This is a genomic window from Lactiplantibacillus nangangensis (genome assembly GCF_005405065.1).
In the GTDB taxonomy this organism is placed as follows: Bacteria; Bacillota; Bacilli; order Lactobacillales; family Lactobacillaceae; genus Lactiplantibacillus; species Lactiplantibacillus nangangensis.
In genome coordinates, this window is record NZ_BJDI01000003.1 from 282,427 (window position 1) to 309,357 (window position 26,931).

Below are 26,931 nucleotides of genomic sequence, written 5' to 3' on the forward strand. Positions count from 1 at the left end.
ATTGAAGGCACTAGTAACGGGTGGTGCGGGTTTTATCGGATCACATCTAGTTGAGTATCTGGTTGCGCAAGCAATTGAAGTGGTCGTAGTTGATAATTTATCGATGGGAAAGCTTGACAATATTAAGCAATCTGACAATGTCAAGCTTTATATTGAAGATGTCCGTAATGAGTCATTTATGCAGGCTTTGTTGCAACGAGAAAAGTTTGATTATATTTACTTTCTTGCGGCGGTAGCGAGTGTTGCTGATTCGATTGAACGACCATGTGAAACACATGAAATAAACCAGAATGCGGTCTTGAATATGCTTGAATTTATTCGGACGGCAAAACTGCCAATCAAACAATTTCTATTTACCTCTTCAGCAGCGGTTTATGGTAATTTGCCAGAACTGCCCAAAAATGAGGACGCTCGGGTTAGTCCGTTGTCCCCATATGCAATTGATAAGTATGCGACTGAACGTTATGTTTTGGCTTATGGTGAGCTTTATCAGCTACCAACGGTCTGTGTCCGCTTTTTCAATGTGTATGGGCCGCGACAAAATCCTAGTTCACCATATTCCGGCGTAATTTCAATTTTGACGGATTGTTTGCGTCAAGGGCGTGTTTTTACCATGTACGGTGATGGCCTACAAACGCGGGACTTTGTCTATATCAAGGATGTTATTCAAGCATTGTGGCTAATTACTCAGAAGAGTACGCATCACCAAGTGTTTAATATTGCGAATGGTCGTGAATTAACTTTAGCTCATATTATTAAAACGTATGAAAAGATTACGGGCCGTGACCTGAAGATTACCCCGATGGCCGGTCGGTTAGGGGAAGTGAAACGGTCAGTTGCTAGCGTTGGTAAGCTAACTAAGCTAGGCTATGCCACAAATTGGTCTTTGAAGCAGGGGCTGACCCAGTATTGGAAAGGGGCACAATGTGAAACAAGTTGAGATTGAAGCTAGTAGTAATCCACGATCTTCAAAATTAAATTTGCTGAATTCTCGATATCAATTTGCAAAAAGAATTGGCTGTCCAGCAATTGGCAACGCATTACGCCTTAAGCGTTTATTAGATCCAGTGCTAGGATTGGGTGGCGTAATTGCCAGTCTGCCATTGATACTATTTTTCGGGTTATTGATCAAGGTAACTTCTAAAGGCCCCATTTTCTATACACAGGAACGGGTTGGCTTGATGGGCAAGCCATTCAAAGTTATTAAATTGCGTTCAATGTATATAAATGCAGAGGCTGAGACTGGGGCAGTATGGGCAATCAAAGGTGATCCACGCGTGACGCCAGTCGGTCGCTTAATTCGTCGTACTCGAATTGATGAATTACCACAGTTTTGGAATGTCGTTAGGGGAGAGATGAGCCTCATCGGTCCGCGTCCAGAAAGACCAGAATTAACAGAACAATTTAGTGATGACTTAACTGAATTTCCATGTCGTCTCCGTGTCTTGCCAGGAATTACTGGTTATGCTCAAGTAAATGGGGGCTATGATATGACGCCTAAGGAAAAATGTCGATTGGATAATTATTATATTGATCATTATTCACTTTGGTTTGATTTCAAGCTGTTAGTCAAGACTTTTAAAATTATATTTACTGGTGATGGTGCAAGATAAGAAAGTAGGTTCCTAGTTATGAAAGGTGGGCATTCTCGTCAGCCAACTAAAATCTATATCTTTTTTTTGATCAGTTCATTGAAGCGCTGTGGGCCGGTTAATGTGCTTTTTTCATTGGTAAATCGGTTTGATTTTGCTAAGTTTACACCAATTATTTTTACCTTCAAAAATGAGACGGAAAATTCCCGTTTAAGTGATTTTTCAACTGTCGGGGTTGAAGTTGTTCAATGTGCAGGAATTTTGGCCTATATTAGGCAACTTAGGCAACGGCAACAACAATATGCTTCAGTCATTTTTCATTCGCATGGCATCATTCCTGATTTCATAAATCTAATGGTTGCTAGTGCCAAAAGAGTCAAAATATCGACGTTGCATAATTTTCCATTTGAAGATTATTCAATGACGTTTGGGGGCATCATGGGCCGACTAATGGCTCAGGGGCACCTTTTCATTGAAAAAAGATTAGTGGCTGTGGCGTGTTCAGCAACAATTAAAACACAGATTGAAAAAAAGACTGGTCTTAGGTTACTAAGTATTGCAAATGGCGTGCCTTTTACCGACTGCTTTGTAAAAAAGGGGTCTTCCAAGCGCTTTTTGTATTTGGGGGAGGTCAATCACCGCAAAAATGTTGACTTTCTACTCCGAATGTTCGCTTTGCCGAGCCTATCAAAGTATTCGTTAACGATTGTAGGGGAAGGGCCGTTATTGGAACCGTTGAAAGCAAGGTACCATGCAACTGCTAACATTACCTTCTTGGGTCATGTTGATCATCCGGAACAGTATCTGCGGAAAACTGATTATTTAGTTTCGGCTTCCTTAAGTGAAGGGTTACCGATGGCGGTGTTAGAAGGGCTATCATACGGCTTGCCGGTGTTATTGTCTGATATACCTAGTCACTTACAGCTTTTAAATTCGGGTAATTTTGGTCGCGGTTTTCACGTTGATGATAGCCGTGATTTCAAAGTACAGCTTGAGCAACTGCTGCGTCAAAAATTAGATCGAGCGGCCTTTAGAAAGAATGCTTACGAGCAATATAGTGACGTCGTAATGACGAAGCGCTATGCGGCTTTATATCAAAAACTGTTGGATGACCAGAAGGAGGTGCTAGGATAGTTGGAATCATATTCAGTATTGATGTCGTTATATCAGAATGAGAGTCCTGACTTTTTAAGTGCCAGTATTGAAAGCGTCTTAAACCAGACCGTCCCTCCCAAACAAATTGTGCTGGTCATTGATGGTCCGATTGGAACTGAACTGCAAAGAGTTGTCAATCACTTTTCAGAGGTATTAGATATCGTTCAATTGTCCGAAAACCGGGGCTTAGGAGTTGCCTTAGCGGTGGGACTGCAAAGATGTACAGCTGAACTGGTTGCGAGAATGGATACTGATGATATGATGCTGCCAAATCGGGCATCAGTAACGCTTCAATATTTAAGTAGCCATCCGAGCATTGCCGCGGTAGGAGGAAATATTGCAGAATTTGAAATTTCAACGGGTGAGTTAGGTAAAGTTCAACGAACAGTTCCTCAAGAAAATGACTTGATTAAAAAGTTCGCACAGCGAAGAAATCCAATGAATCATGTAACCGTAATGTTCCGCAAACAAGCGGTTTTGGCGGTTGGCAATTATCAGGCGTTTCAGGGATTCGAGGACTATCACCTCTGGGTTCGGATGCTGAATGCAGGTTATCAATTGGCCAATCTGCCTGACGTTATCGTCGATGTTCGTACAACTCAAAAAATGATTTTGCGTCGGCAGGGTGTGCGCTATGCTCAGTTGGAGTATCGTTTTCAAAGATTCATGTTGAAGTCACGATTTACATCGCGGATGATATTCTTTAAAAATATCGTTTTACGTTGCGGTGCCAGATTGTTACCACCTAAACTTTTGGTGGCAGTCTATCGAAGATTGTTAAGATCAGAAGCACAACTGTGAGGGATAGACTACTGTGATTATCTTATTGTTCGTAATCGTGTTGGTAACAGCCTTATGGCTACCCATTCCAGTTGGCCTGGGCTGCTTCGTCGGGATGATCAAGTCAATTAGAAGACCATATTTGTACTATCTGCTGTTCTGCCTTGGTGTAAGTTTACCAATATTATGGCTTATTCCAAATTATGATAGTGATTTGTCAAGATATTATGACACAATGCGGTTAATGCAGCCACTATCTGACTGGTCAGCTTTTATTGATTTTTCACAAAATGATCGTATCTTACAATATCAGGATGCAAATAAAGTTTTTAACGTTATTGAGTATTTAATTGCTAGGACCGGCCGTTTTAGCTGGTTGCCGTTTATCAGTACCTTAGCTTGTAATTTGTTGGTCCTATTTCCAGTTATCGATTTGAGAAAGCAAAAAAAGTTGGACAGTTGGATTGCCGCGGGGCTATCGATTAATTTACTGTTACTTTTTAATCTTAATTTAACTGCGAATACGATGCGTTGGGCGCTAGCATCGGCGCTATTTGGTTGCGTCGCATACATTTATTTTGTGAAACTGAATGATTTCAGGTACAGCTGGTTGCTGATTACACCAATTCTTTTTCATCTGGGAATCATTTTAGCAGTCATATTGGCAGTGTTTGTGGCAATTTTCCGTAAAGGAACCCGTGTGTCATACCTAGGCTTAATTCTTGGCTTTATCGGGTTTTGGCTAGTCACAGAGCGATTCGTTGGGGCAGGTTCGGCCGGCATGTTTGCCCAGATCACAAGTATGGCTAATATTTATTCCACAGACTTTTTGGTCCGAAATTCAAATGGGCTAATTGTCTTGTTTCTTTCACGATTATCCGGAGTGCTGTTATTAATTGCAACGTTGGTGGTTGGCTCTCGAAGTGAAAAGTGTGACTATTTTGAACGGCTATGTCGATTACAATTTGTATTTTGGCTGTTGCTTTTCAATAATACGATGATTTTTAACCGATACGTGCTGGTGAGTTCGATGCTTGGTCTGTTTTACATTGCAAAAAATGTGAATTATGTCGAAAAAGCTAAGGCTAGCGCGTGTCTGCTGATTGTTGGAATAAGTGGGCTGATGTTGTTAGTTAATGCATCTGCTGGCTTCAAGCGAATGACTTTTTCCGTGCCACTGTGGGAATTAATAACGACGAATTTAATCAGTCTGTTGAGAAATGTGCCTATTTTTTAGTGAGGAAATGCGATGAAGCTATCAATAATTGTACCAACGTACAACTCAGAAAAGTACCTGCGGCAAACGATTGCCTCAATTTTAGCTTTGAAAGAAATACTCGATTGTGAAGTGATTGTTGTTGACGACGGTTCAACAGATGGGACGCGGCAAATCCTAGATCAGTATTCAGGTCCCGCTTATTTCAGAGTGTTCACCAATGCCCATGTGGGGGTTAGTGTTGCTAGAAATTTTGGCTTGGCGCAGGCGGTCGGAGATTATGTCACTTTTGTTGATTCGGACGATTTGATTGACCCCAAAGTTTATCAGACACTGATGACGTCGGCTCGGCATGCGAATGAACCGGATATTGTGGCGTGTTCAGCATCTGTAAATACCGAAAATGTGCAACGGCTGATTTGTTCAGAGCAAGATAAGAATAAGTTGTTATTATCAAATTTATATATTTCAAGTGATGAGTTTACAGCTGAGGAGTATCTCTCTGGACCGGTTTCAAAGTTGTATAAGCGAACTTTACTAGTTGAACATAAAATCTTATTTCCAGTGGGAGTCGACAATGGTGAGGACTTGATCTTTAATTGTTATGCGATTATGCATAGTCACCAAATCCTGATCATTCACGGTTCGGCCTATTTTTATCGTCATAATCTGACTTCTTTAATGTGTCAAACAGATCTTGCAATGCAAGCTAAAAATGACCGTTTCTTAGATGAAATTAAACAAGTGCTATTGCAGAGCCGCTTGTTAAAAAGATCAGATTATTTAGCTTATTGGTCGGTTCGACTGGCGTTGACCAATATTGTGCGTCTATATTGGCGCAATCCTAAGCGCTATTTGGCAGACTTTCAAGCTACGGTGGTTAGCTTACGTGTTAATTTGAGACACGATACCGTCGGAAAATTGACTCGTCGTAATCTAAACAGCCGCCAATTACTAATGATTAACCTATTGAGACGAATGCCGACGAGTGTTTCGATGAAACTGGTCAGAATAGCTTGTCGCATAAAGCATACTCAGACAAGACGGCAGCAACTTAGGTCACTTTAGAAATGAGGTTACTATGAAACGAATTGCTGTAAAAGGCTATTTTAATCGTAACTTGGGCGATGATTTGTTGCTGAAGGCTCTGCTGGAACATTTTCCAGAAATAATGTTTTATATCTTAGTCGCTAAGAAGGATGTGACACATTATCAAAAACTAGGTCAAAATTTACGAGTTGTCTCGAAAAACCTTGTTAGCCGGTGTTTGCTGCGGGGGTTGGACATGGTTAAAATGGTCAAATTGACAAGGCGACTCTTAAAGCCGTTCGTGGCGTATGTGGAACTCGGAGGCGCAATTTTTCAGCAGCGCACGGCCAAAGAAACTGTGAATAGGCTTCGGAGTGGGGTTCAGCTGAGCCAAAAACCGTATTTTATTATCGGTAGTAATTTTGGACCAGTCAGTACTGATCGGTATACTAATGAATATGAGACTTTTTTTAGCAAAATAAATAGCGTTGTTTTTCGTGATACTAGTTCATATAACTTATTTTCGAATTTGAAGCAGGTCGCTGTTGCACCGGATGCAGCGTTGAGTTTATCGGTGACGCAACGTATGTTAAAAGCTTGCGAAAAACCTTATGTCGTGATGACGCCAATTGATCTACGGTTTACTAGCAGAATTTTATCGGAACAGTATTCAACAACGAGTGATTTTTATGAAGGACAGATGAAACGATTAGCGGAAGCGTTAATCAGCAGCGGTTATGAGATTAAAATTATGGCTTTCAGTGAAGCCGAGGGCGATGAGCAGGCGGCACGACGTATTGCACGACTGATTGTGCCAAAATTTCAAAAGCATGTCGGAATCTATACCTATCAAGATATTCCACAACTATTCGAAATGATGGCTGGTGCAGAACGACTGATCAGTGGTCGTTTTCATGCCATGATCTTAGGTTGGTTATTTCAGAAACCTCAATTAGTCGTGACGTATAGCGATAAGACTAAAAATGTGATTGCTGACTGCTTTCCTGAACAGCATGCTGTGCCTACTAAAATGTTGGCCCAAATTGAGGCGACTGATTTGGAAGTGTCCATGAATACGGTAGATTCTGATAGCTTAGCGGCAATCCAAGCAGATGCAATGGGGCATTTTGAGCCACTTGAAGTCTTTTTACAAAAAAGTGCCGTCATGGGTCATCAATAGGGGAAGTAATGACTAGAAATAAAAAACTACTGTCGAATGCGTTGATATTTATCATCGGTAATCTTGGGAGTAAACTGATCTCTTTCTTATTAGTCCCAATGTACACTTACTTTCTGACTACTGAGCAATACGGAACAATCGATTTGTTGATAACTAGTCTGAATTTATGCTTACCATTGATCAGTCTGAGCTTATTTGATGCAGTATTCAGGTTCGTTATGAATAAGCAGATGGCGGCAACTGAGGTACTGTCAACCGGCTTTGTGTCAATGGGGGTATTACTACTCGGTTTGGGATTAATTTCGCCAGCGTTAGCGTTCTTACACGTCCCGAATGTATTCTTGTTTGTTTTGATTTTAGGAAGTACGGCGATCTTGATGATGTTTCAGAACTTTGTCCGAGCCTATGGGCAGGCTAAAATATTTGCAATTTCTGGCATCGTCAATTCGTTTACATTAGCGTTTTTAAACATACTATTGATTGTATCCATGAAAATGAAGGTAGAAGGTTATTTACTTTCTTATCTAGTCGCAACGCTCATTGCAATTACTTACTTGGTGGCTCGGATGAAACTATGGCAGTTTATTAGGCTTACGGCTTTTTCAAAAGAATTAGTTGTGAAAATGTTACAGTACAGTGTGCCACTAATTCCCAACACTTTAGTATGGTGGCTCACCAATTGTGTTGGGCGATTCTTTATTTTATATTTTGTTGGCATAACTGCCAATGGCTTATTTGCGGTAGCCAATAAAGGACCCACAATCATCAATCTATTCTTTACAATCTTCCTGCAGGCGTGGCAAATTTCGGTTGTGGATGAATACAATAGTCCAGATTGTTCACGATATTATTCGCGTGTCTTTAAGTCCCTACAACAATGCTTATTTTTATTGGTTGCGTTACTCATTAGTTTGATTAAGCCAATGATGGCAATGCTTTTCGCTAACGACTATTACGAGTCGTGGCAGTATCTGCCAATCTTATTGGTCGCGGTTGTTTTTATGAATTTGGCGTCATTTTTGGGCACAATCTATTTAGCGGCCGAAAAAACGACTGGTCTATTCGCAACGACTGTTTATGGGGTGGTTATCAATTTGCTAGTTGGCGGTTGTTTGACGCCAGTGATCGGCATCAACGGGACTGGTATTGGTATGGGAGCCGGTTTCTTAGTCACGATGTTGTTGAGATTACAGGCTCTCAATAAATTTGTTGAGATTCTAATGCCGTGGAAAGTGGTTAATGTGTCGCTAATTGGTATCTTAATGATAACGTTGGGATTATATTCGACTAGCTTAATGATTGAAGCGCTACTCATGGGCGTAGGATTAGTTTTGGTTGTTGTGATTAATCGCGAAATCATAGTCAGTTTAGTTGGACTGGTTGTGTCGTTAATATCAAAAAAAGTTACTCAAATGGGCAAGAATCATAATGTTGACTAATATTAAGGTTCGGAGGACATTCGTTGCACCTTAAAAGTCGCATAAACCCAGCATTCATGCTAAAATAAGTTTTGTTATTGAACACAAGGGAGCTGGGTCAAGATGGCTGCAAGTAAGCGCCGCTTTAAAGCGGAAATCGATGGTCATGAGTATACGATCATCGGGAGTGCCTCCGACCGTCACATGCAAACGGTGACGCGGATGATGAATGAACAAATTGAACAATTAAAGAAATTAGCCCCATACCTGTCTGACCAAGAGATTGCGACATTGATTGCTTTCAATGCGATTTCAGATCAAGTGGATAAACAAGCAGAATTATTGAAGATGCAACCGGATGATGCCAAAGAATAACTGCATCATCTTTTTTTTGCGTCTGACCCGAGTCAATCCAAGGAGGGATACGATTGAATTCTAAAGTACTCACTACCTTAGAGTACCAACAAGTTAAACAACAGCTGACACCATATCTGGTGTCAGCTGCCGGTCAAAAAGAACTGGCCAGTTTACAGCCAATGAACGATTTAGCCCAAGTCCAATTGGCGTTAGATGAGACGAATGATGGGGCCGAAGTCTACCGATTAAAAGGTGGGATTCCGATTGCCCGCTTAGCAGACATTGCACCCCACATGAAACGTTTGGCGATTGGGGCCACATTAAACGGGAGTGAACTCGGACAAGTCGGCCGGGTCTTAAAGACGACGCGCGCAATCACGCGGTTCTTTGAAGACCTCCTAGAAGATTCACCAGAAAACGGGATTCGGCATTTATTTGACGAAGTCCAAGAACTGGTGACCTTACCCGAAGTGACTAAACGGCTGGCGACCGCGATCGAAGGGGACGGGCACATTACAGATGACGCGTCACCTGAACTAGGCAGCATTCGGAGTCACATTAGCAAAACTGAAGGCGAAATTCGCTCAAAGATGGAACAATATACGCGGGGGAAGGATTCTAAATACCTCAGTGATCCAATCATCACGATTCGAAACGACCGATACGTGATTCCAGTCAAAGCTGAAAATCGCAGTCGATTTGGCGGGATCGTGCATGACCAAAGTGCGAGTGGGCAAACATTATTTATTGAACCACAAGCAGTGATGGCCCTGAACGACCGGTTACGTCAAAATCAAGTGGCAGAGAAGCAAGAAGAACAACGTATCTTGGAAGAACTCTCTAACTTGATTTCACCGTACCAGGATGAAATTTTGCAAAATGCGGCAATCCTGGGCCATTTTGACTTTATCAACGCTAAAGCCCGGTATGCGCATGACATGAAAGCCACCGAACCGACCGTCTCGACGAAGAATGAAGTCTTTTTACGGCAAGCACGGCATCCGTTGATTGCTCAAAAGAAAGTCGTCGCCAACGATATTACGTTGGGCACGGACTATCAGGCAATCGTGATCACGGGACCCAACACTGGTGGGAAGACGATCACGTTGAAGACACTCGGTTTACTGCAATTGATGGGTCAATCTGGCTTATTCATTCCAGTGGACGAAGGTAGTCGAATTGGCATTTACAATGAAATTTTTGCAGATATTGGTGATGAACAATCCATCGAGCAGAACTTGAGTACGTTCTCGTCACATATGGAGAACATTGAAAGTTTTCTCGCTCAAATCGATGATCGTAGCTTAGTGCTTGTCGATGAATTGGGTGCCGGGACCGATCCTCAAGAAGGGGCAGCCTTGGCGATTGCCATTTTGGACGCGATTGGCGCCAAAGGAACGCAGGTTGTTGCCACGACCCACTATCCAGAACTGAAGGCCTACGGGTTTAATCGCCCAGATACGATCAATGCTAGCATGGAGTTCGATGAAGCCACATTGAAACCAACTTATCGGTTACTCGTTGGGATTCCTGGACGGAGTAATGCGTTAGATATTGCACAACGGTTAGGAATTTCCAAGACGATTGTTGATCAAGCACGATCACTCACTGACAGCGATAGTCAGGATTTAAATGCGATGATCGCCGACTTAGTTGCTAAACGCAAGCAAGTCGAAGACGAACAGTTGCAGCTAACAACTGACCTAACTGACGCGGATCAGCTACACAAACAATTGAAGAGTGAATTCAATGCTTATCAACAACGTAAGGATCAATTGATTGAAGACGCCAAGGTTCAAGCTAATGAAATTGTTGAGAAGAGCAAGACTAAGGCGGATGCCATTATTAGTGACTTACGTAAAAAACAACTCGCTAGTGGGACGACCAACATTAAGGAAAATGAGTTGATCGATGCCAAGGGTGCCTTGAATGCTTTGGAACAACAGCCTAAGTTGCGGAAGAACCGAGTCTTGCGGCATGAAAAGGCCAAGCAAGATTTCCATGAAGGCGACGATGTGTTAGTCAAGTCGTATGGCCAACGTGGGGTGCTCGTTCAGAAGATGGGCAATCATGAGTGGGAAGTTCAACTCGGCATCTTGAAGATGAAGATTCAAGATGCTGATATGGAAAAGGTAGCGCCGGAGGCCGAGCCTAAACGGGCGCGTGCCACGGTGCAATCGGCTAATGCGAGCCATGTTTCACCGAACTTGGATCTGCGTGGTGTTCGTTACGAAGACGCGATGACCCAAGTGGATCGGTATATTGACGCTGCCTTATTAGCCGGTTATCCTTCCGTCACCATTGTGCATGGGAAAGGGACTGGCGCCTTACGTGAAGGGATCACCGAGTACCTGAAGACGAATCGACAAGTGAAGTCGTTCCACTTCGCCGCACCGAACCACGGTGGCAATGGGGCGACTGAGGTTAGTTTTAAATAGATTGTAGACAAATTAGTTGTTCTTTTTGGGTTAACTGATATACTTACTATAAGTAAATGATTAAATTATAGGGAGGCCGATCAAAATGGTCGCAGCGACTACTGATAAGACTTTTGAAACGGATACTGCTAAGGGCGTCACATTAACAGACTTTTGGGCAACATGGTGTGGTCCTTGCCGGATGCAATCACCTGTGGTTGAACAATTAGACGGCGAAATGGGCGATAAGGTTACTTTTAACAAGATGGATGTTGATGCTAATCCGGAAACGGCTAGCAACTTCGGCATTATGAGTATCCCAACGTTATTAGTTAAAAAAGACGGCGAAGTAGTCGATACGTTGGTTGGCTACCACTCAAAAGAACAAATTATGAAAACTTTAAATCAATACGTTGAAGCGTAATGGTTGAAACTTGCGGGTCCAGGATTGCCAGTTGTTGGTGATTTTGGACCCGCTTTTTTGATGGAAAGATGGACAGGTTACGTAATTAACTGTTGAATCGACTTTAATGATTGAAGGCAGGTGTAAAGTTAGATGACCACATGGATTCGACAGTTTCCTGATAAATATGGCAAGTTTGAATTAGAAAACTATTTAACTAAATTGGAAAGTAAAATTAAAGCGGATCATCAGGCTAAGGATTGTCGTGAGTTAAGATTGCTTCTTAATGCCTTGCTGAGTGTGAAATCCGCAACTACGGCCGATTTTTACCAGTTGATGGGAGGCCAAAAACGAGAACTCAGACTAAATGTCAGTTATACTGAGCCTGAGACAAATCGGCGCGTCGATGGTTACCTGAAATTGGTAAAAAAGATTAAGCGATATCCGAGTGACCCAATCTTTGAGTTTCGACTCAATTTACCAGATAAAGCTTTCAGGGCAATCTTCCTCTATTTGACTATTGGGTCTAATGCGTTTGATGTCTATGTTTGTGCGTACACAAAGATTAACCGTAGTGGGCCAACAAATCATTTTGTAGATATTTGTAAAGATCGTTATGATGATTTTCAAAGGCATCCCATAACTTATCAAAATTTTTTATATTTAGGAAGTGAAACGAATGCAAGATTTAAATGAAATGATTACCGGTAATTCATATATGAAAGCAATTATTAATGGTCAGAATTATAAAAATAGTCGTCAATTGGCACTTTTGTTGATGCGGGCAGATATTAACGAGGAATCATTAGCGAAAAAATCCGGACTGACTCTTGATAGCGTTCAAGCAGCCTTAGCAGGTGATCCAGCTGTTTCTGCAGCGTGTTATAGTAGATTAGGCCATGTGCTTGAAGTGATTATTCAGGTGGATCAAGTTACCGACTATCGTGAAAGCAATTAGGCAAATTGCGATTTGTTTGTGGTCATCATTAAAACTAGATTTTGAGAATACAAAGGATTTGAGGCAGTTGATCGAAATCGAATCAGTGGCAGTATCGCGTAACAGGGTGCTGCCTTTTTGATTAGTCAGTATCAAAAAAACACTACCAAGCTGGCAGTGTTTCGGTTTAAGCATCCGTATTCGCGGGGGTATCGTCCGCGTCTGGTTGTATTTCAGTTTCCGGATGAACGATTTCGATGGGGGTCGCAGGATCATGACCCAACAAAGGTTGATTATGATCGATGGTAACCGCAATACGAAGCCGCATTTTGTTTTGAAAGGTAATTTTTGCTTCACCGACGCAGTTGAAACGGGCACTGACTTGTTCAGCCAAGAAGCCAGTTTCGAGCATGAAGTCTGGTTTCTTAATGGCATAACTCCGTCGAGCAACCGGTTCACCGGTCAGTTCATAGGTGATCAGGTCATTGGCTTCTTTCTCGACGATTAAATGGCCCCAGCCACATTGTTCGAAGAACGTGACCAAGTCTTCATTTGAAGCGACAGGAAATTGGCGCGCCAAGTCTTTACCGGCCCAGTAAAGAATCCCACTGCTATCGTCCCCCAGCAAGTTTGGTAACAAGGCATCACGCAACACTTCAACGCTTAAAACGGAAGTCTTGATCGCGTTACCCGCAAATTGAGAATAAAAGGCGTTCGTCATGATTGTTCCTTTCCGTGTTTAGTCGCAGTATCTTACTGCATCATAATATATATTATAACTTGTTCTCGCAGATATACAGCACTTTTTCACTTCCTTGAATGGAAACTTTACCAATTTCGTCACATTTGAGCCGCTTGAAATCGCCCTCAAAAAAGACCATAATGTAGTTTCAGAATTCAGCGAACGGAGATTTTGAGAATGTCAAATGAACAGCCAATTGGTTTCATGGATTCCGGGGTCGGCGGCTTGACAGTGGTCAAGCAGGCCTTGAAACAGCTCCCCCGTGAAACGGTTATTTTTATCGGGGATCAGGCACGGTTACCATATGGGCCGCGTCCCAGTGAACAAGTGCGTGCCTTCTCCTGGCAAATGACCCATTTCTTGTTAAAACAAAACATTAAGATGTTAGTCATTGCCTGCAATACGGCGACTGCGGCAGCGCTACCGGATTTGCGCGCCAAACTAGATATTCCGGTGATTGGCGTGATCTCACCGGGGTCACGGGCCGCCATCAAGGCCTCAAAGAACCATCGGATCGGGGTCATCGCAACTGAGGGCACGATTCGCAGTAACGCTTATCGCGATGCAATTTTAGCGAAAGACCCTGGGGCGACAGTAATTTCACAGGCGTGTCCAAAATTTGTCCCACTCGTTGAATCAAACGAGTATCAGTCGCCCGTCGCGAAGCGGGTCGTGGCAGAAGGCTTACAAAGCTTCAAGCACAGCGGCATCGACACCTTAGTACTCGGCTGCACGCATTATCCGTTATTACGGCCATTGATTCAAAACGTTGTTGGACCAGACGTGACGTTGATTGACTCGGGTGCCGAGACGGTCAATGGGGTTTCATTCATGTTGGACTATTTAGATATTGCGAATACGAGTGCCCAACAGGCTCAGCCTGACCAGTACTATACGACTGGTTCAGCCGACCAATTTGCGACGATTGCCAAAAACTGGTTAAGGCTCCCAGATTTCACCGCAACTCACATTGACTTAGGAAGGAACTGATCATGAAAGACTTAATTATTGCGACCAACAATCCTGGTAAAGCCCGCGAATTTAGCGAGATGTTTAAAGACTATGAGATTACGATCAGAACTTTAGCCGATTTCCCAGATATTCCGGAAATCAAAGAGAACGGGATTACATTTGAAGAGAATGCGACAAAAAAGGCCACAGTTGTCGTCGAAGCGACTGGCTTACCAGTGATTGCTGATGATTCTGGCTTGATGGTCGATGCCTTACATGGTGATCCGGGCGTTTTCTCGGCCCGTTATGCGGGTGATCACGATGATGCCGCCAATAATGCGAAGTTGTTAGCGAACTTGGGTGGCGTACCGGAAGCGAAGCGGACAGCGACGTTCCATACGACCTTAGTGGCTTTGAAACCGGATGGGCAGAAGTTAGTTGTTAACGGTGAGTTAAAAGGCCGCATTTTGATTGCGCCGCGTGGTGATAATGGTTTTGGTTATGATCCGTTATTTTGGTCAGACCAATTCCAGAAGTCGCTGGCACAATTGACGGATGCACAAAAAAACTCAATTAGTCATCGGGGCGCGGCGTTACGCAATCTGATGCCAAAATTTGACGCTTGGTGGGAGGCTTAACAATGAAATGTTTAGTTGTCAGTGATAGTCATGGTGACCGCGACATTTTGGTCAAGTTATTAGACGCGTATCAAGGCAAGGTTGATGCTTTCTTCCATTGTGGTGACTCTGAATTACAAGTGGATGATGCCGTTTTCGATAAGATGTACACGGTAAAAGGCAACATGGATTTTGATGACCGGTTGCCCGAAGTCGTTAATGCGACCGTCAAAGGTGTGCCGGTCTATATGACGCACGGTCATTTGGTTGGCGTTAACTTTGGGTTAGAACATTTAATGGCCGCGGCGCAGCAACAACAGGCACAACTGGCCTTCTTTGGCCATACCCATCAGTTGGGCGTGGAACGGCACAATGGGTTATTGTTGCTGAATCCTGGTAGCATTAGCCAACCCCGGGGCGAATTCATGCGCCTCGGCGGGACGTATGCCATTGTCGAAACCAATGGTCAAACCGTGGCCGTCCAGTATTACAATCGCCAATTACAGCCGGTACCAGCGTTAAGTTTCCATTTTACCAGCTAAAGAAGTCTTAAAATCGCGAAATAGCCCTTAACTTGGCGCCGCTTTCAGGTAAAATAGAAAGAGGAGCTGCAAAGAAGGGGGTCCACCTGATGTTAATTAAACCAGTTCAGGACATGCTGCTACACAATGCTGACCATTATTTAATTCCGGCCGACATTGTTGCCGTCGTCCAAGCTGATAATAATTTATACCACGCGTTTTTAGTGCTCACGAAGATCAAGTATTCTAAGATTCCGGTCTTGGATAATGATGGCCATTTTGAAGGCTTGATCTCGTTACCACTGATTACGGAACAAATGCTCGGATTTGATCATTTGAATACTGAAATCTTAATGCACATGCACGTCAGCGATGTCATGGAGACGCACGTTAAGACCGTGCAGGCGGTCAGTGATGTCGAGGCAACGTTACACTTGATGATCAATGATCCCTTCGTGCCGGTTGTTGATGCGGATGGCATTTTTCAAGGCATCATTACCCGGCGTGAATTTATGAAGAGTTTCAACTTCTTGACGCATGAAATCGGGAAACAATATGATATGATTGAGAAGGATTTTTCCAGCAGTGAAAAAACTAACTAAAATAATGGAGGCATTTCAATGGCAAAATTAGATGCACAATCAATTATTAACTACATTGGTAGTTCCAAGAAAAAAACCCCAGTGAAAGTTTACGTGAAAGGTCAATTAGACCAAATCACCGACGTTCCCGCTGGAATCAAAACATTCTTCAGCGGCAAGGCTGGGGTGTTATTCGGCGATTGGGCCGACGTTGAACCATTCTTAAAGGCGAATGCCGACAAGATCGAAGATTCAGAATTAGAAAATAACGCTCGTAATTCAGCGGTCCCAATGGCTGATTTGAAGCAATACAACGCTCGGATCGAACCCGGTGTCGCGATTCGTGACCAAGTTTTAATCGGCGATAACGCTGTGATCATGATGGGCGCTGTGATCAATATCGGTGCTGAAATCGGTGAAGGCTCAATGATCGACATGGGAGCCATTTTAGGTGGCCGTGCAATTGTTGGAAAAAACTGTCATATTGGTGCCGGCACTGTGTTAGCTGGCGTGGTAGAACCACCTTCGGCTAAACCAGTTCAAATCGACGACGACGTCTTAATTGGCGCTAACGCGGTTGTCTTGGAAGGCGTCCATGTTGGTAAAGGTGCGGTTGTTGCAGCTGGTGCCATCGTGATTAGTGATGTTGAACCAAACACGGTGGTTGGTGGGGTCCCAGCTCGTAAGTTGAAAGATATTGACGACAAGACGAAGAGCAAGACGGAACTCATGAGTGAATTACGGAATCTTTAATTTAAGGGGTGTAAAAGATGGCATTACAGGAATCTGATTTAATTCCAATTTATCAACATTTACACCAAATTCCGGAACTTGGTTTAGAAGAACATGAAACGCACGCCTATTTATTGGCAGTGATTGCTAAAATGCCGCAAGACTTTTTAACGGTCAAGACGATTCCAACGTTGGATACCGCCATTTTAGTGAAGGTCAGTGGTCATAAGCATGATTATCGGATCGGTTATCGAACCGATATCGATGGCTTACCGGTTACGGAAGCGACGGGCTTGCCATTTGCGTCTAAACATCCAGGCACGATGCATGCGTGTGGGCATGATATTCATATGTCAGTTGCCTTAGGGATTTTGAGCTACTTTGCTGAAAACCAACCTGCGACGGATATGATTTTCATGTTCCAACCCGCTGAAGAAAATGCTTCGGGTGGCAAACGGCTCTACGAAAGTGGTGTGCTGGACGCTGACTGGTTACCAGATGAAATTTTCGCTTTCCATGACAATCCAGATCTACCAGCTGGGGCGATTGGCTGTCGCATGGGGACCCTATTTGCGGGGACCTGTGAGATCCATGCACACTTGACTGGTAAGAGTGGGCATGCAGCCTTTCCACACAATGCGAATGATATGGTCGTGGCGGGTTCAGCTTTGGTGCAGCAGCTGCAGACCATTGTGTCTCGCAACGTTGATCCTATCCAGAGTGGAGTCGTTACCTTGGGCCATTTCACCGCTGGAACGATTGGCAATGTCATCGCTGGGGAAGCTCAGATCGATGGCACGATTCGCGCGTTGACGCAGGAAATGAACCTGCATATTCAACGCCGGGTCCGCACGATCGTTGAAGGGATTGCGCTGGCCTACGATTGCAATATCGATCTCGATTTGCATCAAGGCGGCTACTATCCTGTTGAAAATAACGATGCGATTACCGCTGACTTCATGTCATACATGAAGTCAGATGCGGCGGTCAACTTTATCGAAACGCGGCCAGCTATGACCGGGGAAGATTTTGGGTTCTTGATCCATCAAATTCCTGGGACCATGTTCTGGCTAGGTGTCGATAGTCCTTATTCGTTACATTCCGAACACATGGTGCCACACACGAGCGCCATCATGGCCGGGGTGAATGCGATGACGGGCTACTTGACCCATCGTAATGACTTACAAAAATAAGTTAAATTAAAAAGACGTTCTCACTTTTTTGCTCAAGTGGGAACGTCTTTTGTGTTAGTTATGACTGCGGTCGATACAATGATAATGATGGTAACTGAATGCCCGCTTCCTTTGCAGCGGCTAAGTAAGCGGCCAAAAAGTCGCGTTGGATGGCAAATTGCATCCCGTTCTTAACGTAAAACTGTACCCGAAAGACCAGGGTCCCATCGCTTTGAGTCGTCACGCCTTGAATATCCGGTTCACCGATGATGTCAGGATACTGGGGGACCAACGATTTATTGGTTCCTTCAATGGCTTTAGTTAATTCGGGAGCCGGTGTGCTGGCCGTGATATGCAAATCAATCAAGACTCGCATATCATTGCGTGATTGATTACTGATAATCAAGATTTTGCGGTTGGGCACGAAGTTGAGAGTCCCATCTGCGCTAGTGATTTGGGTCGTGCGTAAGCCCATTGCCGACACGGTCCCTTCGACAGTCTCAATCTTGACGTAATCACCGACGTCAAACTGATCTTCTAGTAAAATGAAGAAACCAGTCACGATATCGCTCACAAATCCTTGAGCACCTAAGCCTAACGCCACACTGAAAATCCCAGCACTGGCAATCAAGGTGCCGACGGGGACGCCAAGGACTGACAGAATTGCGTATAGCCAAAAGAACATAATTATATAGTGAAAAATATTTAATAATAGCGTGAAGATGGTCGAAATCCGGTTCGATGCAGTATCACTCGTATTTGCATTCGTAATGAAAATGTGATGGATCAGATGTTTACCGACTCGATCGATGATCCAAAATAAGGCGCTGAATAGCACGATTTCAATAATTTTACCGCCAATATTGAGGACGATTTGTTGCCAATCGATCTTGGTGGCTAATTTCATCCAGACGGACACTTGCTTCGGCGTTTCCACGACACCGAGATTTAATGGAAAGAACATTTTTTCACCCTCGTTAAAGTTGTCTGAAATTTAGTTTAGCAGATTTTAGGTGTTGAACCAAGTTAGATTCAGTTCAGTGGGGGAATTTCGGCATAAATTAGGATTTAATGGTTGGCAGATGCCGGCTTCTGAGGAACATGGTTCGGTTAGTTGTCATACAGCGTGGTTTTTGCCGGTTGAACTGGGGTAATGGGTTAAACGTTGCGCTGCCATGTAAGGCTGCCACTGATTAAAATTGCGGCTAGTCACGGATGTAACCGCTATAATTAAAAGACTAATCTCATCAGGATGTAAGCACTTTTTTCATTGCAGTATTTTTATGACAATGCTATGCTTATTCTAATGTAGCGACTGTTGAAGGAGGAATTTTTAAGATGATTACACATATTGCGGGGATCATTGCCGCTGTCGCATTCTTATTACTAGTTTGCTTCATCGGGATTTTCTTAGTACGCATGACCAAGACGATGGGCGAAGTCAATCGGAGCTTGAGCTCAATTACGGATGACGTGGATGCTTTGTCACATCAAACCGAAAACATCATGTCAAATGCGAACGAATTATTAAAAGACGTGAATGGCAAAGTTGCCACGATTGACCCAGCGTTCAAAGCCATGGGTGATTTAGGCCAGAGTGTTTCAGATTTAAATGCCGCCACGCGGGAATTAACTGCTAAAGTCGGCAAGAATAATGAAAAGCGGAGCAAGTTCTCCAGTGCCACCAAGGTTGGTAAAGCTGCCTTTGATGTTTACCGGAATCGCCGCTCAAAAAATAATAGCGAGGAGTCTTAATTATGTCGAAAAAAGGATTCTTATTTGGATTAGCGTTAGGTGGCGCTGCCATTGTGACGGTTGCCATGAAAATGGACGACGACAAGAAGGCTGAATTGAAGGCCAAAGCGCAACAAGGGTTAGCTGACTTTAAAGACCGGGCCATTGACTATGCGTTCTACGCAAACGATGCCGCCGAAGACTTTAAGGAAGAAGCTGGCAAACAATTTGCCGATGCCAAGAGTAAAGTCGCTGATTTTGCGGATCAATATCAAGCCGCTAAATCGGAAGATGGCGAAAGCTTTAGTTCAAGCTTGGATCAAGCCACGGATAGTTTACGTTCCGAACTTGCTCGTGTTGAAGCTGACGGCGACGACGATGAAGAAGATGACAGTGATGATATTGTGATCGATTCAGCCGCTGCGTTTGAGAATGACGAAACTTCTGAAGCAACTGACACTGATTCAGCTGCTGAGACGACTGATTCTGCAGCGAGTGAAGCTGACAGTGCTGCGGATGAACCCAAGTCTGATAACTAAAATCGACTTTTAATGCAGGAGCCATACACCGTTGAGTGTGTGGCTTTTTACGTGTCTAAGATTGACTCAAATCAAAGGAGTAGCAAGCTTATGAAAACAATTCAGTTAGGTTCGACCCAGACCCGTGTTTCAGCTGTGGCCTTGGGCATTATGCGGATGGTGCGTCTGAATACAACTGACGCGGCGAACGTGTTAAACGTGGTCCACGATCATGGCGTTAACATGATTGATGCGGCTGATATTTATGGTAACGGTCAATCAGAAGCAACGTTCGGTGCCGCGCTCAAGCAGTCGGGTCTCTCACGCGACGATTTCTTTATTCAATCAAAAGGGGGCATCGTACTTGACCCTGAAAAGAGCAGTGGTGAGTTAGTCTTTGGCCAACGCTACGACTTTTCAAAAGCCCATTTAATTGCGACGGTCGATGGTATTCTTAAACGGCTGCAAGTTGATTACTTGGATTCATTCCTGTTACATCGTCCGGACCCCTTGATGGATTTGGCCGACGTTGCGGCAGCTTTTGACGAATTGCAAGCCAGTGGGAAAGTTCGGCACTTTGGCGTCTCGAACTTTAATCCGATGCAAGTCGAGTTACTCCAATCAGCGCTCAGTCAAAAGTTGATCATTAATCAGTTACAATTTGGTGTCATGCACACCGGTCCGATTGATTTTGGCTTACACACGAACATGCAGGATGATCGGAGCATCAATCACGATGGTGAAATTATTGAGTACTCGCGGTTGCATCACATGACGATTCAAGCATGGTCGCCATATCAATACGGGATGTTTGCCGGGCCATTTATCGACAATCCAAAGTTTCCAGTCTTGAACACGAAACTCCAAGCCTTGGCTGACAAGTATGGGGTGACGAAAAATGCCATTGCGACCGCATGGATCTTACGACATCCAGCCCAAATGCAAGTCATTTTAGGCTCAATGAATCCGCAACATTTAACCGAAAGCATCGCTGGGGCGGATGTGACGCTAACTAAGCAGGAATGGTATGACGTCTACTTTTCAGCGGGTAATGATTTACCTTAAAAATTAAAACGGCCGGCCATTCACTTTTTTGAAGGTGAACGACCGGTCGTTTTTGTGACACGTTAAATATCTAAAATTTTCAATTCTTTTGAAGTGTGAGTGAACGGCTTAAAGCCTTCCTTAGTAACGACCCCACAGTCTTCGATCCGAACACCAGCAACGCCTGGAATATAAATCCCAGGTTCGATGGAGAAGCACATACCTTCAACTAACGGCATGTGGTTGCCGGCCATGATTGATGGGAATTCATGGTCGGTTTGGCCTAAGCCATGACCGAGACGATGAATAAAGTATTCGCCGTAGCCAGCCTTGGTGATGACGTCGCGGGCTAATTTGTCCACATCTTCAGCGGCCATCCCTGGTTTAACAGCAGCTTGGGCGGTCAATTGGGCTTCGAGACAGACGTCATAAATTTCTTTTTGCTTAGCGGTTGGTTTGCCGTAAGCAATCGTCCGCGAGGCGTCGGAAGCATAACCTTCCCACATGACACCGAGGTCAAATAAGACCAATTCATTGGGCTTGATTTGGGCTTCACTAGTGGCACCATGGGGCTCTGCGGCGTGGGCACCAGCTTGAATCAAGGTCCCGAAGCTCATTTCCATAACGCCTTTTTGCATGAGGGCGTATTGGAGTTCAGCGGCAACTTGTTGTTCTGTCCGACCCGCTTTAACGGCGGCAAAGCCCTTTTCAAAGGCAAAGTCAGCCCATTTACCAGCAATATTCAGTTTTTCCAATTCGTCTGATGTTTTGACCAAACGGAGTTGTTGAATCATTGGCGACAAGTTTTTGTCGAAATGTGCCGCTGGAAATTGTGCTTTGATTGCTTGGAAGCGGCCTAAAGTCAAGCTGGCTTCTTCAAGCGCCCAGACTTTAGGATCGGTTAATTGGTCGGTGATGTGCTTGGCAATCAGGGCATATGGGTCTTCATGATCCAAGTAGCCGTAGACTGGGTAAGGCCAGCCAGTCTCTTTAATTGCTTCTACTTCTAAGGCTGGCGCAAATAAGAATGGTTCGGCGTCGGCAAAGACGAAGAGGGCGAGGGTCCGTTCAATCGGATCACTGCCGAAACCGGTGAGATAAGAAATCGTATGAAAATCGCTAACATAGGTGACGTCGACATGGTTGTCGACGGTCCATTGGCGTACTTGTTGCAGTTTAGTATAATCTGCCACTTAGATCACTCCTCAAATTAAGTTTTGTTCATACTACATAGTGTAGTATACGCGGTTCATTAAAGCAAAGTGAGAAAAAATGTTGAAAAACTTGAAAAAGTCGTTGTAAAATCTTGCTTTTTGAAAACAAGTACGGTATTATTTTCATGAAAGCGATTTCATGAGCTTTCTAAAGTTGCATCAAAGCCATAATTTTGCTATATTGGTTGATGTTGTATGAAAACGAATGAAAACAAGTAATACCAAGTAAGAAAGGGCTATTTTATATGGAAAAACAAACAGTAACGATTTATGATGTGGCACGTGAAGCGGCGGTTTCAATGGCCACAGTTTCACGAGTCGTTAACGGGAACCCAAATGTGAAGCCAGCGACGCGTAAAAAGGTCTTGGCAGTGATCGAACGTCTTGATTATCGTCCCAATGCGGTTGCACGAGGCCTTGCTAGCAAGCGTTCGACGACGGTTGGGGTCATTATTCCCGATGTCACCAATATTTACTTTGCTTCATTAGCACGTGGGATTGATGATATTGCGATGATGTACAAGTATAACATCATTTTGACGAACTCCGACGATGCTGGCGAACAAGAAGTCAACGTTTTGAACACGTTGATGGCTAAGCAAGTTGATGGGGTCATTTTCATGGGGAACCATATTGATGACAAGTTACGTGCTGAATTCAAACGTGCCAAGGCGCCAGTTGTTTTAGCTGGGACCGTTGACCCACAAGGCGATACGCCAAGTGTCAACATCGATTACGCTGCGGCGGTTGAAGAAGCAGTCACAAACTTGATCCAACGCGGCCACAAGAAGATTGCTTTGGCCCTCGGACCGCTGTCACAATCAATCAACGCGGAATACCGTTTGACCGGTTACAAGCGTGCTTTGAACAAAGCAAAGTTGCCATATGACGACAAGTTAGTTTACGAAGCTGGTTATTCATACGATGCTGGGACGAAGTTACAACCAGTGATTGCAGATAGCGGTGCGACTGCTGTATTCGTTGGCGACGACGAAATGGCCGCCGGAATCATCAATGCCAGCATCGAATCAGGTGTCAGCGTACCCGACGACCTAGAAGTAATCACCAGTAACGACACGATCGTTACGCAAATTACGCGTCCAGCCATCACTTCGATCACACAACCATTGTATGATATCGGTGCCGTGGCAATGCGGATGTTAACTAAGTTAATGAATGATAAAGAATTAGATGAAAAGACGGTTACCTTACCATACGGTATCGTCCGTCGCGCGTCTACAAAACCAGTCGAATAGGCCGGTTATTGCGTTATACTAGGTTCAGGACTTCGGTTCTGGGCTTTTTTTGTAGAGCGTTTCGCCAGACGGGTTGAGGGTGAGCATTGCCTAGCTAAGATTTTAATGCGCTTTTTGCATTGGAATCTTAGCGTAGCAAGCGGAACCCTCAGTCTGGCTAAACGCGTTTCGGCTATCAAACAAAAAGCGACTCAACTTGCGATAGCAAAAAAGACTCCCAGACCAAGAGAGGAATGATCACTTAAATGTTAACTTTACCTAAACGCCCAGGCATCGTTCAGCTGGGCTTAAAAGCATCCGATGAACCGGCACAATTGATGGATCGATTACAATATCGGCCAACCACGTTTGAATTTTTCACCAGTGCAACCGATCTTGAACCTGACGGGGTTAAACGCCTTAAAACTGCGATTGAATTTGTCAAAACCAACATCACTAAAGATGTCGTTGTCCATCATCCGATGAGCTATCATGGGGTCCATTTAGACCAGTTGTTGGACCCACGCCGTCAACCGGAAGCTTATCAATTTTTACAATCCTCAACGGCGCAATTGTTAGAATTAGTGACCGCTGAAGATTGTCGGTTACTCGTTCACGGTGGTTACGGCGGCAGTGAAAGCTCAGCACTAGTTCAGGAATATACATCGTTAAACGAGGCACGTGAGGTCGTCTTTGCACGTTTAGATGAACTCGTCCATCAAGGAAATGGCCACGTGATGATTGAAAATGGGATTACGGACAGTTTTATGTATGGCGATCCGCAACTTGATGAATTGATCATTCAGCATCAATTGCCATTAGTCTGCGATTTAAGCCACGTCTTTATCGGCCTACACGGTGATATGGCGTTGACCATGTTGTCTTTGAAACGACTAAAGCCATTGATCCGACACTATCATTTAGTGGATTCGTTAGGGCAAAAGCACGACAGCTTACCTTTGGGCGCCGGCTTGATCGATTGGCAACAAGTGTTACCGGTGTTGAATCCGAAGGCTAGTATGATTTATGAAGTACCTGATGCGGTCGATGAATCCTGTGCCAATATGCTAGCGAGCTATCATTATTTGCGTAATTTGGAAGTTAAAATGTTAGAAAGTCGAGGCTAAGATTGATGGCAAAAATTGTGGTACACGTGGATGACGTCGAAAAGGTCCAAATGGCGTTCAGCAATGTTCAAAATTTATTGACCGATTTACCGACCAGTGAAATCTTCATGGTCATTAACGGCCCAGCGGTTACAACGTTGACGTCGCCGAGTTGGGCCAAGTTTATGACAGCTAATCCCCAAGTGGAGGTCGACGCCTGTCAAAATGCCTTGACGAGTCACCATGTGGCAACGACCGATTTGAGAACACAGATTGTGGTTGTGCCATCTGGTGTCGTTCGGCTGGTTGAACTCGAGGGGCAGGGGGCCGCTTATATTCGGCCGTGAAAGTAAAAACATTTTATCTTAGTATTTGAAGCTTTTAGGCCAATATTTATTTCATACCATGATATAATTCAGCTATGCACTATCTGGAGGGGGAGTCAGTTAGTGAAGAAGCATAAAGGCATGTTTGGACTGATAGGGTTAGTTTTTGCTTTTTGGCTGTTGCTGGTGAGTCAATTTTGGATTAGTCAGTCGAGTTTTCTACTGACACAAACGATGATTATATTAAATCCACTGGTGGCTTTAGCAACTGTTGTCGGTATTGGCGTTGCGAGCTGGCAATTGAATTTGGCCCGACAAACTTTTATCGAGAATGTTAATAATCATCAGCGGACAATCAGTAATCAAGAGTTTGATCGTCGTACTCGTGCGTTTGAACGCAAGTTAGAATTGATTAAATACATGACGGACTTACGACGACAGCTACGATATACGACCGTTCACATGAGCATTTCTAAAAGATTGTCGAAATTGTATTCAACACAAAAGATAGATGAGTATATTTTTGTGAATGCTGGATTTTATCAAACTTTTTATCAGTTATCAGTGCTGTGTGAATATTTGGATACTGAATTGTTGGACGAAGAAAAGCCACAGCTACTCACCTTGATCAGTAAAGAGATTACACAGCTCAATCAGTTCGAACAGTTAACTGAAATGAAAGTGATTTTTAGTAGTTTTTCTAATAGTGTCAGATATCTGGAGATTTTAAAGGAGGTGGGCATTGATGATTAAACAGACAGATAATGTTCAAAGACCAGCGAGAACACGGGTCATGCCTGATTATTCGGTATCGTCGGTAACTAATAAGGATGAGTATGCCGAGATAATCGAGTTACTAAATGATGAGTCAATACCGGCAGATTTGCGTGATTTTTTAAAACGACTGCCCCCAAAAAGTGAGGCAGCAAATCAAGAAATCGATCGTAAGCTTGAAACCCAAATTACAACAGCTCGGATAATGACATTAAAGTCGGTTAGCGGGTAGCTAACTTAACATAGCTATGAAAAAAGCGTGGTTGACGATTCTCATTAAGAATCACCAATCACGCTTTTTAGCATGCTAGTCTTCGTCAGGGAAGTTAGCGGCTTCGTAAACATCTGCAACGTCGTCGTTATCTTCGAGTTCTTCCAACATGTGTTGTAATTTTTCGAGCTTGTCTTCTGGGACATCGGTCAATGTCTCAGGAATCATCGTTAATTCGGCGCTTTCCAAATTGTAACCTTTGGCTTCCAAAGCGTCACGAACTTGGGCTAATTGTTTAGGATCTGTATAGATTTCAAAGGCTTCGTCGCTAGATTGTAAATCATCGCCACCAGCGTCTAAAACATCCATCAGCATCGTATCTTCATCAGTATCCATGTCGTCTGTCCGATTGATCACGATGTAACCCTTACGATCAAACATATAGCTAACCGCACCAGTCGCAGCTAATGCACCGCCATGATGAGTGAAGGCAGAACGAACTGCTGCAGCAGTCCGGTTCTTGTTGTCGGTCAATGCGTGAACCAGAACAGCGATACCGCCGGGGCCGTAGCCTTCGTAGGTAACTTCTTCGTAGTTCGCAGCATCGGAGCCACTACCTTTAGCAACTGCCCGTTTGATGTTATCTTTAGGCATGTTGGCAGCCTTGGCCTTGTCCATGATCAACCGCAGATTCGAGTTAGAATCGGGATCAGGACCCCCGGCTTTTACAGCCATAAATAATTCACGAGAGATCTTTTGGAAAATCTTCCCACGTTTTGCATCTTGAGCGTTTTTACGCCCTTGGATGTTATGCCATTTTGAATGTCCTGACATGTGTGACTCCTTCTTTCTTTTATTTATCAAATTTATGTTTAAACATACGGTTAGTATCATATCAAATTAACCGCGAGATTTCAAGGTCTAGACCCGGCCAGCAACTGCGGACTAGCGCGAATCGTATTAGGTAAT

General features: G+C 43.9%; 31 protein-coding genes. 27 read left to right on the forward strand and 4 right to left on the reverse strand.

Annotated features, from left to right (window positions below; genetic code table 11):
- The first annotated feature begins 1 nt into the window (after nt 1).
- The 13 genes from FFM70_RS04605 to FFM70_RS04665 all read left to right on the forward strand — a co-directional run bounded on the left by FFM70_RS04605 (nt 2) and on the right by FFM70_RS04665 (nt 12,505).
- Entirely contained in the window at nt 2-940 is a 939-nt protein-coding gene (locus FFM70_RS04605; protein WP_137615671.1) for an NAD-dependent epimerase/dehydratase family protein, read from the forward strand.
- A gap of 1 nt (nt 941) precedes the next feature.
- The gene (locus FFM70_RS04610; protein ID WP_379856090.1) at nt 942-1,613 is read left to right on the forward strand and encodes a sugar transferase; all 672 of its coding nucleotides are present in this window, start codon (nt 942-944) and stop codon (nt 1,611-1,613) included.
- An 18-nt stretch (nt 1,614-1,631) separates the two neighbouring features.
- Nucleotides 1,632-2,726, forward strand: a complete 1,095-nt coding sequence (locus FFM70_RS04615) for a glycosyltransferase (protein WP_137615672.1) — start codon at nt 1,632-1,634, stop codon at nt 2,724-2,726.
- Nucleotides 2,727-3,548, forward strand: a complete 822-nt coding sequence (locus tag FFM70_RS04620; RefSeq protein ID WP_137615673.1) for a glycosyltransferase — start codon at nt 2,727-2,729, stop codon at nt 3,546-3,548.
- 13 nt (nt 3,549-3,561) lie between these two features.
- Entirely contained in the window at nt 3,562-4,764 is a 1,203-nt protein-coding gene (locus tag FFM70_RS04625; RefSeq protein ID WP_137615674.1) for an EpsG family protein, read from the forward strand.
- 12 nt (nt 4,765-4,776) lie between these two features.
- Complete coding sequence (locus FFM70_RS04630; RefSeq protein WP_137615675.1) at nt 4,777-5,811, forward strand: glycosyltransferase; 1,035 nt, start codon at nt 4,777-4,779, stop codon at nt 5,809-5,811.
- Between the two features lie 13 nt (nt 5,812-5,824).
- Nucleotides 5,825-6,952, forward strand: coding sequence for a polysaccharide pyruvyl transferase family protein (locus FFM70_RS04635; protein ID WP_137615676.1), 1,128 nt, complete (start codon nt 5,825-5,827; stop codon nt 6,950-6,952).
- An 8-nt stretch (nt 6,953-6,960) separates the two neighbouring features.
- A complete protein-coding gene (locus FFM70_RS04640; protein WP_137615677.1) occupies nt 6,961-8,391 on the forward strand; it encodes a lipopolysaccharide biosynthesis protein in 1,431 nt (476 codons plus the stop codon).
- A 102-nt stretch (nt 8,392-8,493) separates the two neighbouring features.
- The gene (zapA, locus tag FFM70_RS04645) at nt 8,494-8,745 is read left to right on the forward strand and encodes a cell division protein ZapA (RefSeq protein ID WP_137615678.1); all 252 of its coding nucleotides are present in this window, start codon (nt 8,494-8,496) and stop codon (nt 8,743-8,745) included.
- A gap of 53 nt (nt 8,746-8,798) precedes the next feature.
- Nucleotides 8,799-11,165 (forward strand): endonuclease MutS2, encoded by a 2,367-nt coding sequence (locus FFM70_RS04650; protein ID WP_137615679.1) that lies wholly within the window; start codon nt 8,799-8,801, stop codon nt 11,163-11,165.
- A gap of 85 nt (nt 11,166-11,250) precedes the next feature.
- Nucleotides 11,251-11,568 carry a thioredoxin gene (gene trxA / locus FFM70_RS04655; RefSeq protein ID WP_137615680.1) on the forward strand — a complete coding sequence of 106 codons (318 nt, stop codon included), beginning with the start codon at nt 11,251-11,253 and terminating at the stop codon, nt 11,566-11,568.
- 132 nt (nt 11,569-11,700) lie between these two features.
- On the forward strand, nt 11,701-12,243 hold the full coding sequence (locus FFM70_RS04660) for a hypothetical protein (protein WP_137615681.1): 543 nt from the start codon (nt 11,701-11,703) through the stop codon (nt 12,241-12,243).
- A complete protein-coding gene (locus tag FFM70_RS04665; protein WP_137615682.1) occupies nt 12,227-12,505 on the forward strand; it encodes a hypothetical protein in 279 nt (92 codons plus the stop codon). The genes FFM70_RS04660 and FFM70_RS04665 overlap by 17 nt, the downstream gene beginning before the upstream one ends.
- 166 nt (nt 12,506-12,671) lie before the next feature.
- On the opposite strand, the gene FFM70_RS04670 is transcribed toward FFM70_RS04665, so the two are convergent.
- Nucleotides 12,672-13,205, reverse strand: coding sequence for a YslB family protein (locus FFM70_RS04670; protein WP_223877434.1), 534 nt, complete (start codon nt 13,203-13,205; stop codon nt 12,672-12,674).
- A 198-nt stretch (nt 13,206-13,403) separates the two neighbouring features.
- Between FFM70_RS04670 and racE the strand changes: the two genes are divergently transcribed.
- The 6 genes from racE to FFM70_RS04700 all read left to right on the forward strand — a co-directional run bounded on the left by racE (nt 13,404) and on the right by FFM70_RS04700 (nt 17,821).
- Complete coding sequence (gene racE, locus FFM70_RS04675) at nt 13,404-14,216, forward strand: glutamate racemase (protein WP_137615683.1); 813 nt, start codon at nt 13,404-13,406, stop codon at nt 14,214-14,216.
- A gap of 2 nt (nt 14,217-14,218) precedes the next feature.
- Nucleotides 14,219-14,815, forward strand: a complete 597-nt coding sequence (locus FFM70_RS04680; protein WP_137615684.1) for an XTP/dITP diphosphatase — start codon at nt 14,219-14,221, stop codon at nt 14,813-14,815.
- 2 nt (nt 14,816-14,817) lie between these two features.
- Complete coding sequence (locus tag FFM70_RS04685) at nt 14,818-15,336, forward strand: metallophosphoesterase family protein (protein WP_137615685.1); 519 nt, start codon at nt 14,818-14,820, stop codon at nt 15,334-15,336.
- A gap of 89 nt (nt 15,337-15,425) precedes the next feature.
- Nucleotides 15,426-15,917 (forward strand): cyclic-di-AMP-binding protein CbpB, encoded by a 492-nt coding sequence (cbpB, locus tag FFM70_RS04690; RefSeq protein WP_137615686.1) that lies wholly within the window; start codon nt 15,426-15,428, stop codon nt 15,915-15,917.
- Between the two features lie 18 nt (nt 15,918-15,935).
- Nucleotides 15,936-16,649: a 2,3,4,5-tetrahydropyridine-2,6-dicarboxylate N-acetyltransferase gene (gene dapD, locus FFM70_RS04695; protein WP_137615687.1), complete on the forward strand. Its 714-nt coding sequence runs from the start codon at nt 15,936-15,938 to the stop codon at nt 16,647-16,649.
- Between the two features lie 17 nt (nt 16,650-16,666).
- On the forward strand, nt 16,667-17,821 hold the full coding sequence (locus FFM70_RS04700; protein ID WP_137615688.1) for an N-acetyldiaminopimelate deacetylase: 1,155 nt from the start codon (nt 16,667-16,669) through the stop codon (nt 17,819-17,821).
- A 58-nt stretch (nt 17,822-17,879) separates the two neighbouring features.
- Here the strand turns inward: FFM70_RS04700 and FFM70_RS04705 are convergent, their stop codons facing one another.
- The gene (locus FFM70_RS04705; RefSeq protein WP_137615689.1) at nt 17,880-18,764 is read right to left on the reverse strand and encodes a mechanosensitive ion channel family protein; all 885 of its coding nucleotides are present in this window, start codon (nt 18,762-18,764) and stop codon (nt 17,880-17,882) included.
- Nucleotides 18,765-19,138: 374 nt separating this feature from the next.
- Between FFM70_RS04705 and FFM70_RS04710 the strand changes: the two genes are divergently transcribed.
- The 3 genes from FFM70_RS04710 to FFM70_RS04720 all read left to right on the forward strand — a co-directional run bounded on the left by FFM70_RS04710 (nt 19,139) and on the right by FFM70_RS04720 (nt 21,117).
- Complete coding sequence (locus tag FFM70_RS04710) at nt 19,139-19,555, forward strand: DUF948 domain-containing protein (protein ID WP_137615690.1); 417 nt, start codon at nt 19,139-19,141, stop codon at nt 19,553-19,555.
- A 2-nt stretch (nt 19,556-19,557) separates the two neighbouring features.
- Nucleotides 19,558-20,073, forward strand: coding sequence for a YtxH domain-containing protein (locus FFM70_RS04715; RefSeq protein ID WP_223877435.1), 516 nt, complete (start codon nt 19,558-19,560; stop codon nt 20,071-20,073).
- A 90-nt stretch (nt 20,074-20,163) separates the two neighbouring features.
- Entirely contained in the window at nt 20,164-21,117 is a 954-nt protein-coding gene (locus tag FFM70_RS04720; protein ID WP_137615691.1) for an aldo/keto reductase, read from the forward strand.
- Between the two features lie 62 nt (nt 21,118-21,179).
- On the opposite strand, the gene FFM70_RS04725 is transcribed toward FFM70_RS04720, so the two are convergent.
- A complete protein-coding gene (locus FFM70_RS04725) occupies nt 21,180-22,289 on the reverse strand; it encodes a M24 family metallopeptidase (RefSeq protein WP_137615692.1) in 1,110 nt (369 codons plus the stop codon).
- 266 nt (nt 22,290-22,555) lie between these two features.
- On the opposite strand from FFM70_RS04725, the gene ccpA reads away from it, so the two are divergent.
- The 5 genes from ccpA (at nt 22,556) to FFM70_RS04750 (ending at nt 25,983) form a co-directional block, all read left to right on the forward strand.
- A complete protein-coding gene (gene ccpA / locus FFM70_RS04730; protein ID WP_137615693.1) occupies nt 22,556-23,566 on the forward strand; it encodes a catabolite control protein A in 1,011 nt (336 codons plus the stop codon).
- 245 nt (nt 23,567-23,811) lie between these two features.
- The gene (locus FFM70_RS04735) at nt 23,812-24,672 is read left to right on the forward strand and encodes a TIM barrel protein (protein ID WP_171002298.1); all 861 of its coding nucleotides are present in this window, start codon (nt 23,812-23,814) and stop codon (nt 24,670-24,672) included.
- A 5-nt stretch (nt 24,673-24,677) separates the two neighbouring features.
- Nucleotides 24,678-24,998, forward strand: a complete 321-nt coding sequence (locus FFM70_RS04740) for a DsrE family protein (protein WP_137615694.1) — start codon at nt 24,678-24,680, stop codon at nt 24,996-24,998.
- A gap of 102 nt (nt 24,999-25,100) precedes the next feature.
- Nucleotides 25,101-25,730, forward strand: coding sequence for a hypothetical protein (locus tag FFM70_RS04745; RefSeq protein ID WP_137615695.1), 630 nt, complete (start codon nt 25,101-25,103; stop codon nt 25,728-25,730).
- Nucleotides 25,723-25,983 carry a hypothetical protein gene (locus FFM70_RS04750; RefSeq protein WP_137615696.1) on the forward strand — a complete coding sequence of 87 codons (261 nt, stop codon included), beginning with the start codon at nt 25,723-25,725 and terminating at the stop codon, nt 25,981-25,983. Before FFM70_RS04745 ends, FFM70_RS04750 begins: the two co-directional genes overlap by 8 nt.
- A 75-nt stretch (nt 25,984-26,058) precedes the next feature.
- Here the strand turns inward: FFM70_RS04750 and FFM70_RS04755 are convergent, their stop codons facing one another.
- Complete coding sequence (locus FFM70_RS04755) at nt 26,059-26,796, reverse strand: YebC/PmpR family DNA-binding transcriptional regulator (RefSeq protein WP_137615697.1); 738 nt, start codon at nt 26,794-26,796, stop codon at nt 26,059-26,061.
- Between the last annotated feature and the right edge of the window lie 135 nt (nt 26,797-26,931).

What these genes read in the sequence shown, in the direction of transcription:
- FFM70_RS04615 (WP_137615672.1), top strand. Translation starts at nt 1,632, where the DNA reads ATGAAAGGTGGGCATTCTCGTCAGCCAACTAAAATCTATATCTTTTTT.
- FFM70_RS04630 (WP_137615675.1), top strand. Translation starts at nt 4,777, where the DNA reads ATGAAGCTATCAATAATTGTACCAACGTACAACTCAGAAAAGTACCTG.
- FFM70_RS04635 (WP_137615676.1), top strand. Translation starts at nt 5,825, where the DNA reads ATGAAACGAATTGCTGTAAAAGGCTATTTTAATCGTAACTTGGGCGAT.
- FFM70_RS04640 (WP_137615677.1), top strand. Translation starts at nt 6,961, where the DNA reads ATGACTAGAAATAAAAAACTACTGTCGAATGCGTTGATATTTATCATC.
- zapA (WP_137615678.1), top strand. Translation starts at nt 8,494, where the DNA reads ATGGCTGCAAGTAAGCGCCGCTTTAAAGCGGAAATCGATGGTCATGAG.
- trxA (WP_137615680.1), top strand. Translation starts at nt 11,251, where the DNA reads ATGGTCGCAGCGACTACTGATAAGACTTTTGAAACGGATACTGCTAAG.
- FFM70_RS04660 (WP_137615681.1), top strand. Translation starts at nt 11,701, where the DNA reads ATGACCACATGGATTCGACAGTTTCCTGATAAATATGGCAAGTTTGAA.
- FFM70_RS04665 (WP_137615682.1), top strand. Translation starts at nt 12,227, where the DNA reads ATGCAAGATTTAAATGAAATGATTACCGGTAATTCATATATGAAAGCA.
- FFM70_RS04670 (WP_223877434.1), bottom strand. Translation starts at nt 13,205, where the DNA reads ATGACGAACGCCTTTTATTCTCAATTTGCGGGTAACGCGATCAAGACT.
- racE (WP_137615683.1), top strand. Translation starts at nt 13,404, where the DNA reads ATGTCAAATGAACAGCCAATTGGTTTCATGGATTCCGGGGTCGGCGGC.
- FFM70_RS04680 (WP_137615684.1), top strand. Translation starts at nt 14,219, where the DNA reads ATGAAAGACTTAATTATTGCGACCAACAATCCTGGTAAAGCCCGCGAA.
- FFM70_RS04685 (WP_137615685.1), top strand. Translation starts at nt 14,818, where the DNA reads ATGAAATGTTTAGTTGTCAGTGATAGTCATGGTGACCGCGACATTTTG.
- cbpB (WP_137615686.1), top strand. Translation starts at nt 15,426, where the DNA reads ATGTTAATTAAACCAGTTCAGGACATGCTGCTACACAATGCTGACCAT.
- dapD (WP_137615687.1), top strand. Translation starts at nt 15,936, where the DNA reads ATGGCAAAATTAGATGCACAATCAATTATTAACTACATTGGTAGTTCC.
- FFM70_RS04700 (WP_137615688.1), top strand. Translation starts at nt 16,667, where the DNA reads ATGGCATTACAGGAATCTGATTTAATTCCAATTTATCAACATTTACAC.
- FFM70_RS04705 (WP_137615689.1), bottom strand. Translation starts at nt 18,764, where the DNA reads ATGTTCTTTCCATTAAATCTCGGTGTCGTGGAAACGCCGAAGCAAGTG.
- FFM70_RS04710 (WP_137615690.1), top strand. Translation starts at nt 19,139, where the DNA reads ATGATTACACATATTGCGGGGATCATTGCCGCTGTCGCATTCTTATTA.
- FFM70_RS04715 (WP_223877435.1), top strand. Translation starts at nt 19,558, where the DNA reads ATGTCGAAAAAAGGATTCTTATTTGGATTAGCGTTAGGTGGCGCTGCC.
- FFM70_RS04720 (WP_137615691.1), top strand. Translation starts at nt 20,164, where the DNA reads ATGAAAACAATTCAGTTAGGTTCGACCCAGACCCGTGTTTCAGCTGTG.
- ccpA (WP_137615693.1), top strand. Translation starts at nt 22,556, where the DNA reads ATGGAAAAACAAACAGTAACGATTTATGATGTGGCACGTGAAGCGGCG.
- FFM70_RS04735 (WP_171002298.1), top strand. Translation starts at nt 23,812, where the DNA reads ATGTTAACTTTACCTAAACGCCCAGGCATCGTTCAGCTGGGCTTAAAA.
- FFM70_RS04740 (WP_137615694.1), top strand. Translation starts at nt 24,678, where the DNA reads ATGGCAAAAATTGTGGTACACGTGGATGACGTCGAAAAGGTCCAAATG.
- FFM70_RS04750 (WP_137615696.1), top strand. Translation starts at nt 25,723, where the DNA reads ATGATTAAACAGACAGATAATGTTCAAAGACCAGCGAGAACACGGGTC.
- FFM70_RS04755 (WP_137615697.1), bottom strand. Translation starts at nt 26,796, where the DNA reads ATGTCAGGACATTCAAAATGGCATAACATCCAAGGGCGTAAAAACGCT.